The organism is Bradyrhizobium sp. S69, assembly GCF_009766005.1.
Lineage (GTDB): Bacteria > Pseudomonadota > Alphaproteobacteria > Rhizobiales > Xanthobacteraceae > Bradyrhizobium.
In genome coordinates this window covers 42,916-58,431 of record NZ_LMUK01000019.1, presented here as the reverse complement: position 1 = coordinate 58,431, position 15,516 = coordinate 42,916, and the positions used below count along the sequence as shown (strand labels likewise).

The window sequence follows — 15,516 nt, the reverse complement described above, 5'->3', positions numbered from 1 at the left end:
CCCGCCCTAGACCTTAATGCGTTTTAACGATATCGCTCGGGGTAATGAGGGAAGCGTCATCAGTTCTGTTCCGGGCCAGCCGGACCTGTTCGCGTGCGGCCGTTGCGGCAGCACTGCTGGTGGTGGCGTGCGCGCTTGGCGGCTGCGCCGCCGGCGGCGGCCCGAACAACGCTTTTGCGATGGCCGGTGCTGGTGGAAATGGCGCGACCGTCGCCTTCGAATCGATCGATGGACCGCCGCCTCAAGTGTTCGACCGCATGGTCGGCGTGCTGGACAGCGAGTCAAAGCTGCGCAACCTCTCGATCGTATCCCGCGAAGGCCAGGCGGCGTACCGCGTGCGCAGCTATCTCGCGGCCCAGCTCTACCACGGCCGCACCACCATCGCATGGGTCTGGGACGTCTATGACGCCAACCAGCAGCGCGCGCTGCGGCTATCCGGCGAAGAACCGGCCGGCAAAGGCGGGCGCGGCGATACATGGGCCGCGGCCGACGATCTGGTGTTGCGGCGTATCGCCCAGGCCGGCTTTGCCGGCCTGGCCGCCATGGTCAACGGAACCGCGCCGGCGGACCAACCGCTGCCGGCCACGTCCCCGGCGCCGGACCGAGGCGGCCCGGCGGTGGCGAGCGCGGAGCAGGCTGCGCCGGCGGCGGATGCATTCAACGTCAGCTCGCTAAGTTACAGCAGCACCCGCTGACGGCGAAATTAGCTTTCGTTTAGCCTTCTGGGGCGCATCTGGCCTGCATCACGATTTTGCGCAGGAAAACCGGGGGCTATGGGTTGCCAGCCGCGCCACCTCCTTGATATCACCTCGCTCGTCGAAGGCGCCGGTTCCGTGGGTATTCCGATATGCTGAACATCGTATCCAGCAAGGCGCGAGGAGAAGCCTCGATGTCGGCCAAAAACGGCTCCATCAAGCTCGTCACCGGCAATTCCAATCCCGCGCTGGCACAGGATATCGCTGCGGGACTTGGCCTTCCTTTGACCAAAGCCGTGGTCCGGCGTTTCGCCGACATGGAGATCTTCGTCGAAATCCAGGAAAACGTCCGCGGCTCGGATGCCTTCATCATCCAGTCGACGTCGTTTCCTGCCAACGACCATCTGATGGAATTGCTGATCATGACGGATGCGCTGCGCCGTTCGTCGGCGCGCCGCATCACCGCGGTGATTCCGTATTTCGGCTATGCCAGACAGGATCGCAAATCCGGTTCGCGGACGCCGATTTCGGCCAAGTTGGTTGCCAACCTCATCACCCGGGCCGGCGTCGACCGCGTCATGACGCTCGACCTGCATGCCCTTCAGATCCAGGGCTTCTTCGACATTCCGACCGACAATCTCTTCGCCTCGCCGGTGATGGTGCGTGATATCAAGGAGCGCTTCGACCTCGGCAACGTGATGGTGGTGTCGCCCGACGTCGGCGGCGTGGTCCGCGCCCGCGGCCTTGCCAAGCGCATCAACACCCCGCTCGCCATCATCGACAAGCGCCGCGAACGCGCCGGCGAATCCGAGGTGATGAACGTGATCGGCGACGTCGCCGGCTATACCTGCATCCTGGTCGACGACATCGTCGATTCCGGTGGCACCCTGGTGAACGCGGCCGACGCGCTGCTCGCCAACGGCGCCAAGGAAGTCTACGCCTATATCAGCCACGGCGTGCTGTCCGGCGGTGCCGCCGCACGCATCGCCTCGTCGAAGCTGAAAGAGCTTGTGATCACCGACTCGATCCTGCCGACGGAAGCGGTCAACAAATCGGCCAATATCCGCACGCTGCCGATCGCGCCGCTGATCGCGGAGGCCATCAGCCGCACCGCCGCCGAAGAGTCGGTGTCGAGCCTGTTCGACTGAGGCTGCGGCCTCGTTATCCAGACATCGTTTCGTCATTTCGCAGGGTGGGCAAACAAAGGCGCGCGTGCGCCGTGCCGTGGCTTGCACGAACGGATCACCAAGGGACGATGCGGCCGAGATAGTCGAGATATTGCAAGCCGGGTTTCCCCTGTTTTGCAATCAGGACATTCACCAGGTTCGGCACGCTGTCTTCGATGCTCAAGCGTGCGTCTGGTCCTCCCATTTCGGTGCGGACCCAGCCGGGAGCCATCAGCACCATCGCGCGCGCCGTCCCGGAGTGGCGAGCTGCGAAGCTCCGCATGTACATGTTCAGCGCCGCCTTGCTGCCGCGATAGACCTCCCGCATGCCGGTCTCGTTGTTGCTGACGCTGCCTTGCCCCGATGACATCACGCCGAGCAGGCCCGTCGCGGCGACGCATGGCTGCAGGCTTTCGATCACCCGCATCGGGCTCAGCGCATTGGTGACCATGACCCTGATAAACTCATCGGTCGTCACTTCCGCGATGGTTTCCTTTGCGTCGTTGGTGACCCCGGCGTTGACGAACAGCATGTCGAACACCCGGCCTGACAGGCGGTCGCGCAGCGCTGCGAGTTGATCCGGCTCGCAGATATCCAGAGCCTCGATCTCGACGCGGCCTGCAAACGCCTCCGCGAGGTCGTGCAGCCGTGTTCGGCCTCCGCCTCGAACCGTGCCGACGACGTTCCATCCTTTCGTCAGAAACTCGGCCGCCATGGCGTGGCCGAGACCGCGTGATGCGCCGATCAGAAGGATTGTCGGAGTGGCCGCGTTCAAAATCGCTGGGGGCATGGGCGCAATGTCTTTCGCTGATTGGGTTGACCACGAACATGAGCATCCCGAATGACTGGCGCTATACGCATCAAATGAAAGATATAGTTGCGTTTGACGCTAGGTCTGGTGGCCCGGGTGGGCTAGGCTCGGCGTCATGGATAACGTGGACATGAACCTGCTCGCCGCGCTGGACGTGTTGCTCGCTGAAGGCAGCGTGACCGGAGCGGCTCGCCGCCTCGGCTTGAGCTCGTCGGCGATGAGCCGGACTCTGACGCGACTGCGGTCGGCAACAGGCGATCCGCTGCTGGTGCGCGCCGGACGCAGGCTGGTCCCGACACCTCGCGCGGCCGAACTGCGCGACCGCGTCCATGAACTTAGCCGGGACGTGCGCGCGGTTCTGCGGCCGCAAATCGCTGATCTGGACATAGCCGCGCTCGAATTGACCTTCACCATTCGCGCCAGCGAAGGCTTTGTCGAGTTGCTTTCCGCTCCGCTGGTCGCAGCCGTCATGCAAGCGGCGCCACGCATCCGCCTCCGCTTTGCACCCAAGCCCGACAAGGATGCGGGTCCGCTGCGGGAGGGACTGATCGATCTGGAGATCGGCGTGCTGGGCGTGTCCGCGCCGGAGATACGCACCCAATTGCTGTTTCGCGACCGGTTTGTCGGCGTGGCACGGATCGGGCACCCGCTTCTGGCAGACCCCGGAGTGACGCCCGCACGATATGCGGCGTGCGATCATATCGTGGCGTCACGCAACGCGGATTTCACCGGACCGGTCGACGATGCCCTCGAGAAGCTCGGCCTTAGCCGGGCGATACGCGTCGTCGTGCCTGGATACCCGGATGCGATGCGGATCGCGCGGCACTCGGATCTGATCGCGCTGGTGCCGCGTTCGTGCCTGGGTAACAGCGAGGCGAGCGACCATGCCGCGACGTCGGGTCTTGAAAGCTTCGAACTGCCGGTCTCCACGCCGGAGATCACGATATCGGCGATGTGGCATCCTCGCGTGGATGCCGATCCGGCGCATCGCTGGCTGCGCGACACCGTGACGTCAGTATGCCGGACGGCCTATCCGCGAAGATGAAGATGGGAGGATGTTATGGAAATAAACGGTGTTGCCCACACGTTTATCACGGCTGGAAATTTTGCAGCCGCCCGCGCATTCTACGCGCAGCTTTTGCCGTTTCTGGGTCTTACGATCGTGGCTGACACGGTCAATACTTTCTATGGCGTCGGCGGCCGCACCGGTTTCGGAATTCATGCACCGGCCGCGGAATATGCCGGCCAGCGATTCCGACAAGGCTCCGTTGGATTGCATCACCATTGTTTTCGCGCGCGCGAGCGAGCCGATGTCGATGAGGCCCATGATTTCCTGAAAAAGATCGGGGCGCACATCGTTCACGGACCGAAGCAGGACAGTTTTGCGCCAGGTTACTACTCGGTGCTGTTCGAGGATCCGGACGGCACACGACTGGAGATCAATCATGTCCCGGGAAAAGGCCTGCTGGCCGCCGACGGCATGCAGATCGGCGGTGGTTACGCGGACGGCACGCAAAACGGTTAGAGCATGATCCGGAAAAGTGGAAACCGGTTTTCCCTCGGGACAAACGCGAAGCGTTTGCCCGGAGATCATGCTCAAACAATAAATTAAAAGCGAAACGATATGCCCGAATAGACCTGCGCGGTGGGTGCTGCTTTATTGAGGCCGAGATTGAGGCCGACATCGAGGATCGCGTGCTGGTCGAGCTTGAAGTTCATGCCGAGATCGAACGTATAGACCGGCGGCGTCGCAGGGTCAGTGCCGGTCGAGGCGAATAACTCGACCGTCGCGTTGACGGCATCGAAGCCGGGAACCGGATGACTGACGCCGATGAGGTTGACGAAATTGGCATACCTGCCGTCGCCGACCGCCGTCTTCAGCACATCGACCTCCGTCATCAAGGTGATGATGAAGTCATCGGGCCGCAGCGCGAGCGGCGCGATCAGGCCGCCCTCGACCGCATTGTTGCTGATGACCGGGGTCGATGACGGCAATTTAACGTAAGGGATCAGGGCAAAACCGGCGGGGCCGGAATCATTGCCGAACAGATTCATCTTGGTCCTCAGGAACACATCGCCGAAGCCCGCGCCGTTGAGGACCTCGTTGCCCGACGCAGCGTCGAACGACCGCGAAGACTGCAGGCCATTGAACTGGACCTCGAAGTCCATCCAGTTCGTCAATCCGAGTTTGACGGTCGGGTCGAGGGCTTCGATGCTGCGGGTGACCGTGCCGCGATCGTTCGAGGTGGTATAGTTGACGATGTCGGTTTCCAGTTCGAAATGCCCGGCGTCGATGGTCCGGACCGAGAAACCCTTGGCCGGACGGTCGGGCGTGAATTTCCGCATCTGGTTATCGGGGGTTGGATTGAAGAGATTATAGCCGCTCTTGTCGGGCGCAGGGTCGGACGAGGCGGTGGTAGTAGTGGTCGTTGTAGTGGTCGAACTCGTGGTGCTGTCGGCCGCGTGAACCGCAGACGAACAGGCCACCGCGCCGATCGCTGCGCCTGCAAGCCAAGCTGCGAGGCGCGAAGTGGCGAGGCTTCTCCAGATCACGACGTGCACCACCGACGCTCGCCCTAGCTACGCTTTGTCGCCTGATATGACCTGAATTTCCTATCCGAGATCTGACGCAACGGATGCGGCCGTCCCGGTCTCCTGACCGATTCGACCACACCCCAAAGCGCAAAGCAAATAGCTTTTATGGCTATCAAAAAGCCGTGCTGAGACGGACGGGCGCGTCCATCATCTTGATGTCGCCTTCTCAACACTTTTTGGACTTCGAGCGGCTTTCGCCGCCTGCAACGCTTCAGGTCCCGGTCAGCTTGCTGATCCAGCTCTTCGAACCGGCATCTGCTGCTGCCGCACCGGCGCTGCCACCAACCACCGCCGCGAACGACGTGAAGAACTCACCGGCGAGTTTCTTCGCGGTCGAATCGATCAGGCGCCCGCCGAGTTGCGCCAGCTTGCCGCCGATCTGCGCATCGACTGCGTAATGCAGGATCGTGATATCTGAGCTTTCGGCCTCCAGCCCCACGCTGGCGCCGCCCTTTGCGAACCCGGCGACGCCGCCGGAGCCCTCGCCCGAGATCCGATAGGAGTTCGGCGGATCGAGATCGGACAATGTCACCTTGCCGCCGAACGTCGCCTTCACCGGACCGACCTTGAATACCACGGTCGCCGTCATCTCGGTCGGCGACGACATTTCAAGCGACTGGCACCCCGGAATGCACTTCTTCAAGACTTCCGGATCGTTCAGCGCGGCCCACACCTTCTCTTTGGATGCCGGGATACGCTGGCTGTCGTTCATCTGCATAATTGAACTTCCTCAAGTCGCGATATGAGTGGAATTGCGCTGGCCGCGGCGGCGCTCGATGGTGATTTCGGCCAATATCGACATCGCGATTTCTTCCGGCGTGATCGCGCCGAGATCGAGACCGGCGGGCGCCTTGACGCGATCTAGCGCCGCGGGCGCGACGCCGGCGGCAACGAGCTTGTCGTGCAACACCGCCATCTTGCGGCGGCTGCCGACGAAGGCGTGATATTGCGCATCGATGGTAACCGCCGCGCGCAACGCCGCCTCATCGCCCTTGCCCTGCGTCGACACTACGATAAAGCGCCGGGTCTGGGTGAGCTCGCCCAGCGCATAGCCATCGACCAGCGTGTCGGTGTCGGGGATGACCACGAGATCGGCCGAGGGTGCGGCCAAGGTGACGTGATAACCCAATTGGCGCGCCTGCGCGGCCAGCGACATCGCGACCGGGCTGGCGCCCAGGATCACCAGCGAGGGATGCGGCAGCACCGGCTCCACGAAGATATCCATCGTGCCCTTGCTCGGGCACATGTTGGAGGCGAAGCGCACGCCGTCCTTGGCCTCGCCCGGCTTGACGCCGAGTTCGGCGAGCAAGTCTTCCGGCTGCACCGAGACCATGCGCGGCTCACCGTCGGCCAGCGCCTCGCGCGCCGCCTTCAGCACCGCGCCTCTGGCGCAGCCACCGCCGATCCATCCCGCCACGATGGTGCCGTCGGGACGAATGATCGCCTTGGCGCCGGCTTTGGCGGCCGTCACCGACACCGTGCGCACGACGGTGGCCAGGACGAAAGCCTGCTCGGCGGCTTTCATCCGCGCCACCAGATCCATCACTTCGACATGAACGGTCATCGGCGTCTTCTCCTTCACCTCTCCCCGCCGGGGAGAGGTCGCTTTGCGTCGGGCGATGCGAAGCATCGTCCGAAGCAAAGCGGGTGAGGGGGCGCTGTTCGCACGAGGGAGCGTAACCCCTCACCCGCGCCGGAGCCTGTCATCGGGCGCGCCTTTGGCGCGACCCGTTGGGCGCGACCTCTCCCGATGGGAGAGGTGAAGAAAGCGTCGCGGCTCAATTTCATCTCATCCATTCTCACAGTCTCGCCAGATAGGGTTCGAGCGCGATCAAGCTGTTCAGCGTGTTGGCCGGCGCATAGAGATCGACATGCGGCAGCGCGGCCTTGATGCCGGCAGCCTCGGGCGCATAGCCCTCCCACGCCATCATCGGGTTGAGCCAGGCGATGCGGCGGCAGCGTTTTGAAAGTGCTGCCATCTCACGGCCCAGCAACATGGCGTCGCCGGTCTCGTAACCGTCAGACACGATCATCACGCAGGTGCGCGAATGGATCACGCGGGCGGCGTGCCAGCGGTTGAAGGTTTGCAGGCTCTCGCCGATCCTGGTGCCGCCGCCGGCGCCCTGCGCCATGATCGAGAGGCGATCGAGCGCCCGCGCCGCGTCCTTTTCCTTCATCGCATCGGAAACATGCGCGAGCCTGGTGTGAAACAGGAACGCCTCGGCCTGCCGGAACTCGTCCAGCACGCCGTGGATGAAGCGAAGAAAGACACCGGTGTACATGCTCATCGAGCCGGAGGCGTCGAGCAGGATCACCAGCCGCAGCGGCTTTTCCTTGCGCTGGCGCTTGACCAGCGAGATCGGCACGCCGCCATGGCTGATATTGCCATGGATGGTACGCCGCAGATCGAGCCGATAGCCGCGACGGCGCGCCAGATCGCGCCGGGTCAACCGCGTGCGCATGATCCTGGCCAGCCGCGCCGCGGCGGCGTGGGCTTGCTCGATCTGGCCGGGCTCGGTCATTTTCCGGAAATCGATCTCGGCGATGTTGGAGGCCGTGGACGCGCCCTCCATGCGGCCTTCGCCGGCGCGGTCTTCCGGCGCTTCATCGGCTGACGGAATCTGGTCCATCGCACTGTCGCCGCCGGCGCGCGGATCGCCGGGATTGTTCGGCAGGCTTTTGAGTGACGGATTGTTGGCGGCCTTCGCTGAACCCATCGTCGTCGAGCGCGACCTCAGGCGCTTGCCGAGCCAGAACGCATCGAACAGCCCGTCGAACTTTTCCCAGTCGGATTTGCGCGCCGAGAACAGATGTTTGAACGCCGAACGCAAAAGGCCCGGTTTGGCGGCATAGCCTGATGTCATCAAGGATGCCGCGTCCTGCCCTTCATGCAGCCCGACGGCAAAACCATTGTCGCGCAACGTCGCCAGAAACGCCGCCAGCCGGCCCGCGACGAATCGTGAGACCTCGTCGATCTCGTCGTAATTCGCGCCGGGGCCACAGCAGCTCATGCCACTTTCCCCAACAATCGTTCCGTCACCTCGCGCGTGACCCGCGATTTGTCTTCGTGGGTCTTGAGCAGGCACATCAGCGTGTCGTGCACGATTTCCGGCGCATCGTGCAGATCGCGGACGTCGATGCCGACCAGCGCGGCCGCCCAATCCAGCGTCTCGGCGACGCCGGGCACCTTGCGCAGTTCCTCTTTCCTGATGCCTTCGACCATGCGCGCGATCTGCAGCGACAGCGAGGTGCTGGCGCCATCGATCCGCGCCATGATGATGCGGGCCTCGCGGTCGACGTCGGGATAATCGACGTAGTGATAGAGGCAGCGGCGGCGCAACGCGTCGGACAATTCACGGGTGCCGTTCGAGGTCAGGATCACGTGCGGAATCGTCACCGCCGCGATGGTGCCGAGTTCGGGAATCGACACCTGGAAGTCGGACAGCAATTCCAACAGAAACGCCTCGAACTCGTCGTCGGCGCGGTCGATCTCATCGATCAACAGCACCGGCGCCTTGTGGCGGCGGATCGCGGCCAATAACGGCCGCTCCAGGAGATATTTCTCGGAAAATATCTGATCCTCGATGCCCTCGGCCTGTTCACCGCGATGCGCCTGGATCGCCAGCAACTGGCGCTGGTAGTTCCATTCATAGAGCGCTGCCGATTGGTCAAGGCCCTCGTAGCATTGCAAACGTATCAACTCGGTCGTGTGCATTTTTGCCAGCGCTTTTGCCACTTCGGTCTTGCCGACGCCGGCTTCGCCCTCCAGCAGCAGCGGCCGCTTGAGCAATTGCATCAGCGAGACCGCGGTAGCCAGTTCGCTATCGGCGATGTAGCCGCTAGCTGCGAGGCGCTCTGCGATCTCGTCGCGGCTTTTCATTGCTCGTGTGCCTTACGGTTCGCTTGAATCATTGCAGCTCCTTCTGCCGCCTCATGGTGATCGTCATCCTGAGGTGCCCGCGCTCTTGCGCGGGCCTCGAAGGATGGCCACGAGTCCGTGCGTGTCACCGTCCTTCGAGGCTCGCTTCGCTCGCACCTCAGGATGACGCAGCGATTCAAGGCAAGCGCCGTGAGCAACCGAACTACGCCGCGAACACGCCCAAATTCTTCGCCGCCCGCCAGTTGCGCCAGAAATCATGCGGCATCTGGATATGGGTTGACCCCAGGAACGAGAACGCATCGTTGACGGCGTTGGAGAACGCCGGCACGCCGCCGACATTGGGGCTTTCTCCGACGCCCTTGGCGCCGATCGGGTGATGCGGTGACGGCGTCACGGTAAAGTCGGTCTCCCAATGCGGGGTTTCGACCGCGGTTGGGATGAAGAAGTCCATGAACGACCCGGTCACAACGTTGCCTTCGTCGTCGTAGCGGATCTCCTGGCCCATCGCGATCGCGAAGGCTTCGGTCAGGCCGCCATGGACCTGGCCTTCGATGATCATCGGGTTGATACGGGTGCCGCAATCATCCAGCGCGTAGAAGCGGCGCACCTTGTAGACCCCGGTATCGACGTCGATGTTCATGACGCAGATATAGGCGCCGAACGGATAGGTCATGTTGGGCGGGTCGTAATAGCTGACCGCTTCAAGACCCGGCTCCATGCCCGGCGCTACCGAATTATACGCAGCCCAGCAGATGTCCTTCATCGACATCGATTTCTCCGGCAGGCCTTTGACGCGAAAGCCATCAATATCCCATTCAAGATCGCCCTCGTGGACCTCGAGCTTGTAGGCCGCGATCATCTGCGCTTTCGCCTTGATCTTGCGCGCCGCCATCGCAATGGCAGCGCCCGCCACCGGCGTCGAACGCGAGCCGTAGGTGCCGAGCCCGTAAGGCGCGGTATCGGTGTTGCCTTCTTCGACCATGATATCGTCGGCGGGAATGCCGATTTCGGTGGCGATGATCTGCGCCCAGGTCGTCTCATGGCCCTGACCCTGGCTCTTGGAGCCAACCCTGGCGATACCCGCGCCGGTCGGATGCATGCGGATTTCGCAGGAATCGAACATCGCTATCCCCAAAATATCGCAATTCTTCGAGGGGCCAGCGCCGACGATCTCGGTGAAGAACGACACGCCGAGGCCCATGATCTCGCGGGTCTCGCCACGCTTGAACGCCGCGCGCTTTTCCACCTGCTCCTTGCGCAGGCCGGCGTAATCGACCGCCTCCATCATCTTGCGCATCGCGGTGTGGTAGTCGCCGGAATCATATTCCCAGCCCAGCGCCGAGTGATACGGGAATTGCTCGGCCTTGATGAAGTTCTTCAGCCGCAGTTCGGCCGGGTCCATCCCGAGCTTCTGGGCCAGAATATCCATGCCGCGCTCGATGCAATAGGCGGCTTCCGTGACGCGGAACGAGCAGCGATAGGCGACGCCGCCCGGCGCCTTGTTGGTGTAGACGCCATCGACCGAAAGATGCGCGGTCGGGAAATCGTACGAACCCGTGACGATGTTGAAAAAGCCTGCCGGCCATTTCGACGGGTCGGCGCAGGCATCGAACGCACCGTGATCGGCCAGCACGTGCACGCGCAAACCGGTGACCTTGCCTTCTTTAGTCGCCGCGATTTCCGTGGTCATGTGATAGTCGCGCGCGAATGAAGTCGCGGTCAGGTTTTCGATCCGGTCTTCCACCCACTTTACGGGTTTGCCGGTGACGATCGACGCCACCGCGGCACAGATGTAGCCGGGATAGGCGCCGACCTTGTTGCCAAAACCGCCGCCGATATCGGGCGCGATGACATGGATCTTGTGCTCCGGAATCTTGGCGATCAATGCCACCACGGTGCGGATTACATGCGGCGCCTGAAAGGTGCCCCAGATCGAAAGCTCACCCTTGATCTTATCGAACGAGCAGACGCACTGGCAGGTTTCCAGCGGCGACGGATGGGTGCGATGATAGGAGATCATCTCCTTGATCGAGACTTCCGCGTTGCGGAAGGCAGCGTCGGTGAGATCCTTGTCGCCCACGACCCACTCGAAAATGTGGTTGTGATGCTTGCGCGGGCCGTGCGCGCCTGACGTCTTGCCGGCAAGGTCCTCGCGCAATACCGGCGCATCCGGATCCATCGCCTTGAACGGATCCATCAGCGGCGGCAGCGCTTCATATTCGACCACCACCTTGTTGATGCCGTCATCCGCCGCATAGCGGTCGGTCGCGACCACGAAGGCGACTTCCTGATTCTGGAACAGCACCTTGCCGTCGGCCAGCACCATCTGCACGTCGCCGGCCAGGGTCGGCATCCAGGCGAGGTTGACGGTTTTGAGCGTTTCGGCGGTGATGACCGCGAGCACGCCCGGCACTTTCAGCGCTTCTTCCGAGTTGATGGATTTGACGCGCGCATGGGCGTGCGGCGAGCGGACAAAATCGCCGTGCAGCATGCCGGGCAGTTTGACGTCGTCGACGTAATTGCCACGGCCTTGGGTGAAGCGGATGTCCTCGACCCGCTTACGCTTGCAGCCCATGCCTTCGAGTTTGGCTTCGCGTTGTTCCCGTGTGGGAGTCATGTCGTTCATTCCGCAGCCTCCTGGAATTCGACGCCATTGATCTTGGCGGCGGCGTACTGGATCGCCTTGACGATGTTCTGGTAGCCGGTGCAGCGGCAGAGATTGCCGGCGATGCCCATCCTGATTTCAGCCTCGGTGGGTGACGGATTTTCCGTCAGCAGCCGCTGCGCGCGCACGATCATGCCCGGCGTGCAGAAGCCGCATTGCAGCCCGTGCATCATCCGGAAACCTTCCTGCAACGCCGACAGCGAGCCGTCGGCGTTGGCGATGCCTTCGATCGTGGTGATGTCGGAGCCCTGGGCCTGCACCGCGAACATGGTGCAGGACTTCACCGACATGCCGTCGATATCGACGGTGCAGGCGCCGCAATGGGTGGTCTCGCAGCCGATATGGGTGCCGGTGAGCATTAAATTTTCGCGGATGAAATGCACCAGCAAGGTGCGCGGTTCGACGAGGCCTTCGACCTCGGCGCCGTTCACTTTCATGGTGACGTGGGTTTTTGCCATCGGTCTGTTCCTCTCAGGCTGCTTTTGCAAACGCGCGCTGTAGCGCCCGCATCACCATGATGCCGCCGACATGCTTGCGGTATTCGACCGGGCCGCGGGCGTCCGCGGCCGGTGACATGATCGCGCTGGCGGCAGCCGCGGCGTTTTTCAGTGTGGCGTCATCGAGGCTGGTGCCGATCACGAGCTTGGCGGCGGCGTCGGCCGAGAGCGGCGTCTCCGACAGATTGGTGAGGCCGATCGCACATGTCGCGACCTTGCCATTGGCTTTGGTCAGCATCACCGCAGCGGCGGCGGTGGCATAGTCGCCAACCTTGCGCTTGAGCTTCTCATAAGCGTGGCCGTGGCCGGCGGCGGGAACCGGGATCAGGATCGAGGTGAGGATTTCGCCGGGCTCGAGTGCGGTGAAGTAGGCACCCTGGTAGAACTCGGAAGCCGCGATGTCGCGCACGCCTGACGCGCCTTCGAGCCGGTAGCTGGCGCCGAGCGTCAACATCAGTGCCGGCATGTCATTGCCGGGATCGCCATTGGCGACATTGCCGCCGAGCGTGCCGCGGTAGCGCACCTGGGGATCGGCGATCAGCAGCGCGGTTTCGTGCAGGATCGGCAGCGACCCCGCGATCTCGCTGGAGGCGAGCAGATCATGCTGGGTGGTCATGGCGCCGATCACGATATTGGCGCCGTCGCGGCGGATGCCTTTCAGCCCGTCGATGCCGTGCAGATCGATCAGATGCTCCGGCGTCGCCAGCCGCAACTTCATCATCGGCACCAGGCTGTGGCCACCGGCCAGCGGCCGGGCATCATCGCCCAAATCCGAGAGCAACTTGATCGCATCGGCGACAGTCGCCGGCCGGTGGTAGCTGAACGGGCCAGGGATCATGGGCTTCCTCCATCGTCTTTGGGCGCTCTTAACGAGGCACCAACGTTGGAGGGACGCTTATCCCGCAGCCGTCCGGCGGCAATGGCTGGGTCACAGAAGCGGAAATTTCGCACGAAATGCGCCTTCTCGCGCACGAAATGCGTCAGGTTTGGCGACCTAACGGAGTCGAGCGGCTTATTTCGTCGTCCCTGCGCGCGGGACAAGTCGAATTAAGCTGGCTTTCCCGCGCGGGTATTGCGCTGGGCCTCAATTGCCTGGGAGCGCGATTGCCGAGGCGGGTTACGCCGCACCTTCGGATCCGGCCGCCGCAAGCTGGCGTCAATCTCTCGGAATCCGACTTAGCATACCCTTGCCAACACCACCCGAGTTGCCGCAGCAGCGAAAGGGCGGGAAAGGTGCTTTTCATGAAGCGGGTTAGGGAGGCAATAGCATCTGAACCATCTACTTTTAGTTGTAAAACTATGAGATTTACGTAAAAATTGCCCGATGGGCATCGAGGGAGATTGCATTGATGAGAACGATTCGAGGCGCTGCGGCATTCGTCATGTTATTTGGTGCGTCTAATTTTCCACTTGGTGCGCATGCTACAATTGTTTCGTGGAAAGTCTTGAATAACAATCGTGTTTTTCTAAACGAAGACAATCAGAAAAAATTTCAACAGGAGTTGTGTCGCGCACGCGAGTGCTCCAAAGAGAATGAAGACAGCGATCATCTCTGCCAGCCATACAGGGATGTTCTGAAGGGCCAATATTGCGCGAAAGACCGTCTTCGTAAAAATGATGGCGTCTCATATTGGATCCCCCTGCCAGAATCGCTTCCGACAGCGTGGGACGAGTACACGGCAACCTACGGACCGAAAGCCGACTACATTTTTTCAAAAATTCGCAAAATAAGAGGGCGCGCGCACGATTTGCCGGACAATGCCTCGTGCCGCTGGGAACTGATTCCCCCGGGCCCAAACGCGCCTGAGAACACAAATTGCGCTGAGTTTATTGGCAAGGTCGAGCTTGATGTTCCTTACAAGCTCACGATCCACGTCACGAAGCCCGACAATACCATCGAAGACACCTCACGCGACGTATTGGTACATGACATTTTCGTAGTTGCACTGGGAGACTCTTATTCTTCAGGCGAAGGCAACCCGCACACGGTGCGTGGCATTCTAGACCAAGGCCCGTACAAGTCGATGCAGCTCGATACATGGTGGGACCGACGTTGCCATCGATCGCTGTTCAACTTTACTTCTATGGCCGTGGGCCTGGCGGCGATTCAAAACACGCTTTTAGATTCACCCAAGCACACCTTCACATATTTGAACTACGCCTGCTCCGGAGCTCAGGTAAAAGACCCAAGCCCGGCAACGCAAGGTGAAGGCGGCCTGCTTACGACTTACGCCGGGCGCGAGACGCTGGATCAAATCTCTTACTACGAAAAATTATTTTCGACCGATCTCGGCCTTGGTAAACGCAATGCTGCTAGCGATTCAAAATTTCTGCCGGCGCAAATCGATCAGTTGAAGGCGATGATCTGTCCCGAAGGCGCCTTCAAAAAAGACTGCGAAAATATGCGGAGGCCTGACTATGTCATCATGACGATCGGCGGAAATGACGTCGGCTTCGGCGACATCATCCGGCAAGCCCTCCTGATGTGCAATTCCACACTTTCTAATCTTGGCCACGCACTTGGTGTCTCCGAGCAATGCGCCATTGATGCAGTCAAAGGCCGATTGGATCGGCTCGCGAGAGATTTAGGATCGCTGGCCACTGTGCTGGAAGATGTCAAACCCAAGAAGGTACTGCTATCCGAGTACGTCGATCTGACGCACAACGAAAAGCGGGTATCATGCGACGATTTTAATATGGATCGCACTCTCGGACCCGCCGATCTTCGCATCGTCGGCGTAGGCATCACTCGCGAGGCTGCCGAAATAACATACCGCACCGTGTTGCTTGAGCTTAACAAGGTATTGAAAGCAGCTGCCGTAGCTCACCGCGATCAAGGCTGGAAATTCGTTTCAGGTATTGAACGCCGATCCGAGATAAGAGGGTGGTGCGCCAAACCAAGCTGGTTTGTGACGTGGGCCGATTCTTCATTCAAGCAGGGGTTTCTTCCTGACAGCAACAGTCAGCTTTCGCGCACCCTCACAACCGGCATAGCACACCCCAACATCTTCGCTCAAAACTTCGCCGCCTGGCGCATTCGGTGCGAGTTCGACAAAGACGGGCTGATTCCAGCCGGATTCTCACAATTGCCGGTTGATTCCAAGGCTTCTTGCGAACCCTTACAGCAATAACGCGTTCCGGTGGCGAGCGCACAGTGGCGAACTAAGCACGCCGAAGACAGGAGTAGCTACGCTTAGAAAAACACTT

General features: G+C 61.5%; 14 protein-coding genes. 5 read left to right on the top strand and 9 right to left on the bottom strand.

The features are described 5' to 3' along the window. The first annotated feature begins 44 nt into the window (after window positions 1–44). Window positions 45–695 carry a hypothetical protein gene (locus tag GSQ88_RS06455; RefSeq protein WP_159006556.1) on the top strand — a complete coding sequence of 217 codons (651 nt, stop codon included), beginning with the start codon at window positions 45–47 and terminating at the stop codon, window positions 693–695. Between the two features lie 194 nt (window positions 696–889). Then, a complete protein-coding gene (locus GSQ88_RS06450; protein ID WP_174247933.1) occupies window positions 890–1,843 on the top strand; it encodes a ribose-phosphate pyrophosphokinase in 954 nt (317 codons plus the stop codon). 94 nt (window positions 1,844–1,937) lie between these two features. On the opposite strand, the gene GSQ88_RS06445 is transcribed toward GSQ88_RS06450, so the two are convergent. Next, window positions 1,938–2,651: an SDR family oxidoreductase gene (locus tag GSQ88_RS06445; protein WP_159006554.1), complete on the bottom strand. Its 714-nt coding sequence runs from the start codon at window positions 2,649–2,651 to the stop codon at window positions 1,938–1,940. 136 nt (window positions 2,652–2,787) lie between these two features. Here GSQ88_RS06445 and GSQ88_RS06440 point away from each other — a divergent pair, with 136 nt between their 5' ends. After that, window positions 2,788–3,717 (top strand): LysR family transcriptional regulator, encoded by a 930-nt coding sequence (locus GSQ88_RS06440; protein WP_159006553.1) that lies wholly within the window; start codon window positions 2,788–2,790, stop codon window positions 3,715–3,717. A gap of 15 nt (window positions 3,718–3,732) precedes the next feature. After that, complete coding sequence (locus GSQ88_RS06435) at window positions 3,733–4,197, top strand: VOC family protein (protein WP_159006552.1); 465 nt, start codon at window positions 3,733–3,735, stop codon at window positions 4,195–4,197. A gap of 83 nt (window positions 4,198–4,280) precedes the next feature. Here the strand turns inward: GSQ88_RS06435 and GSQ88_RS06430 are convergent, their stop codons facing one another. The 8 genes from GSQ88_RS06430 to GSQ88_RS06395 form a co-directional block, all read right to left on the bottom strand. After that, window positions 4,281–5,225, bottom strand: coding sequence for a transporter (locus GSQ88_RS06430; protein ID WP_159006551.1), 945 nt, complete (start codon window positions 5,223–5,225; stop codon window positions 4,281–4,283). Between the two features lie 253 nt (window positions 5,226–5,478). Continuing rightward, complete coding sequence (locus GSQ88_RS06425) at window positions 5,479–5,985, bottom strand: SRPBCC family protein (RefSeq protein WP_159006550.1); 507 nt, start codon at window positions 5,983–5,985, stop codon at window positions 5,479–5,481. A 12-nt stretch (window positions 5,986–5,997) separates the two neighbouring features. Beyond that, window positions 5,998–6,831, bottom strand: coding sequence for an XdhC family protein (locus GSQ88_RS06420; RefSeq protein ID WP_159006549.1), 834 nt, complete (start codon window positions 6,829–6,831; stop codon window positions 5,998–6,000). A 235-nt stretch (window positions 6,832–7,066) separates the two neighbouring features. Further along, a complete protein-coding gene (locus GSQ88_RS06415; protein WP_159006548.1) occupies window positions 7,067–8,278 on the bottom strand; it encodes a vWA domain-containing protein in 1,212 nt (403 codons plus the stop codon). Further along, complete coding sequence (locus tag GSQ88_RS06410) at window positions 8,275–9,147, bottom strand: AAA family ATPase (RefSeq protein ID WP_159006547.1); 873 nt, start codon at window positions 9,145–9,147, stop codon at window positions 8,275–8,277. The genes GSQ88_RS06415 and GSQ88_RS06410 overlap by 4 nt, the downstream gene beginning before the upstream one ends. Window positions 9,148–9,349: 202 nt before the next feature. Beyond that, window positions 9,350–11,773: an aerobic carbon-monoxide dehydrogenase large subunit gene (locus tag GSQ88_RS06405; RefSeq protein WP_159006546.1), complete on the bottom strand. Its 2,424-nt coding sequence runs from the start codon at window positions 11,771–11,773 to the stop codon at window positions 9,350–9,352. Further along, a complete protein-coding gene (locus GSQ88_RS06400; RefSeq protein WP_159006545.1) occupies window positions 11,770–12,270 on the bottom strand; it encodes a (2Fe-2S)-binding protein in 501 nt (166 codons plus the stop codon). Before GSQ88_RS06400 ends, GSQ88_RS06405 begins: the two co-directional genes overlap by 4 nt. A 13-nt stretch (window positions 12,271–12,283) precedes the next feature. Next, window positions 12,284–13,147: an FAD binding domain-containing protein gene (locus GSQ88_RS06395; protein ID WP_159006544.1), complete on the bottom strand. Its 864-nt coding sequence runs from the start codon at window positions 13,145–13,147 to the stop codon at window positions 12,284–12,286. Window positions 13,148–13,655: 508 nt separating this feature from the next. On the opposite strand from GSQ88_RS06395, the gene GSQ88_RS06390 reads away from it, so the two are divergent. Next, complete coding sequence (locus GSQ88_RS06390; protein ID WP_210253760.1) at window positions 13,656–15,440, top strand: SGNH/GDSL hydrolase family protein; 1,785 nt, start codon at window positions 13,656–13,658, stop codon at window positions 15,438–15,440. Window positions 15,441–15,516: the final 76 nt, after the last annotated feature.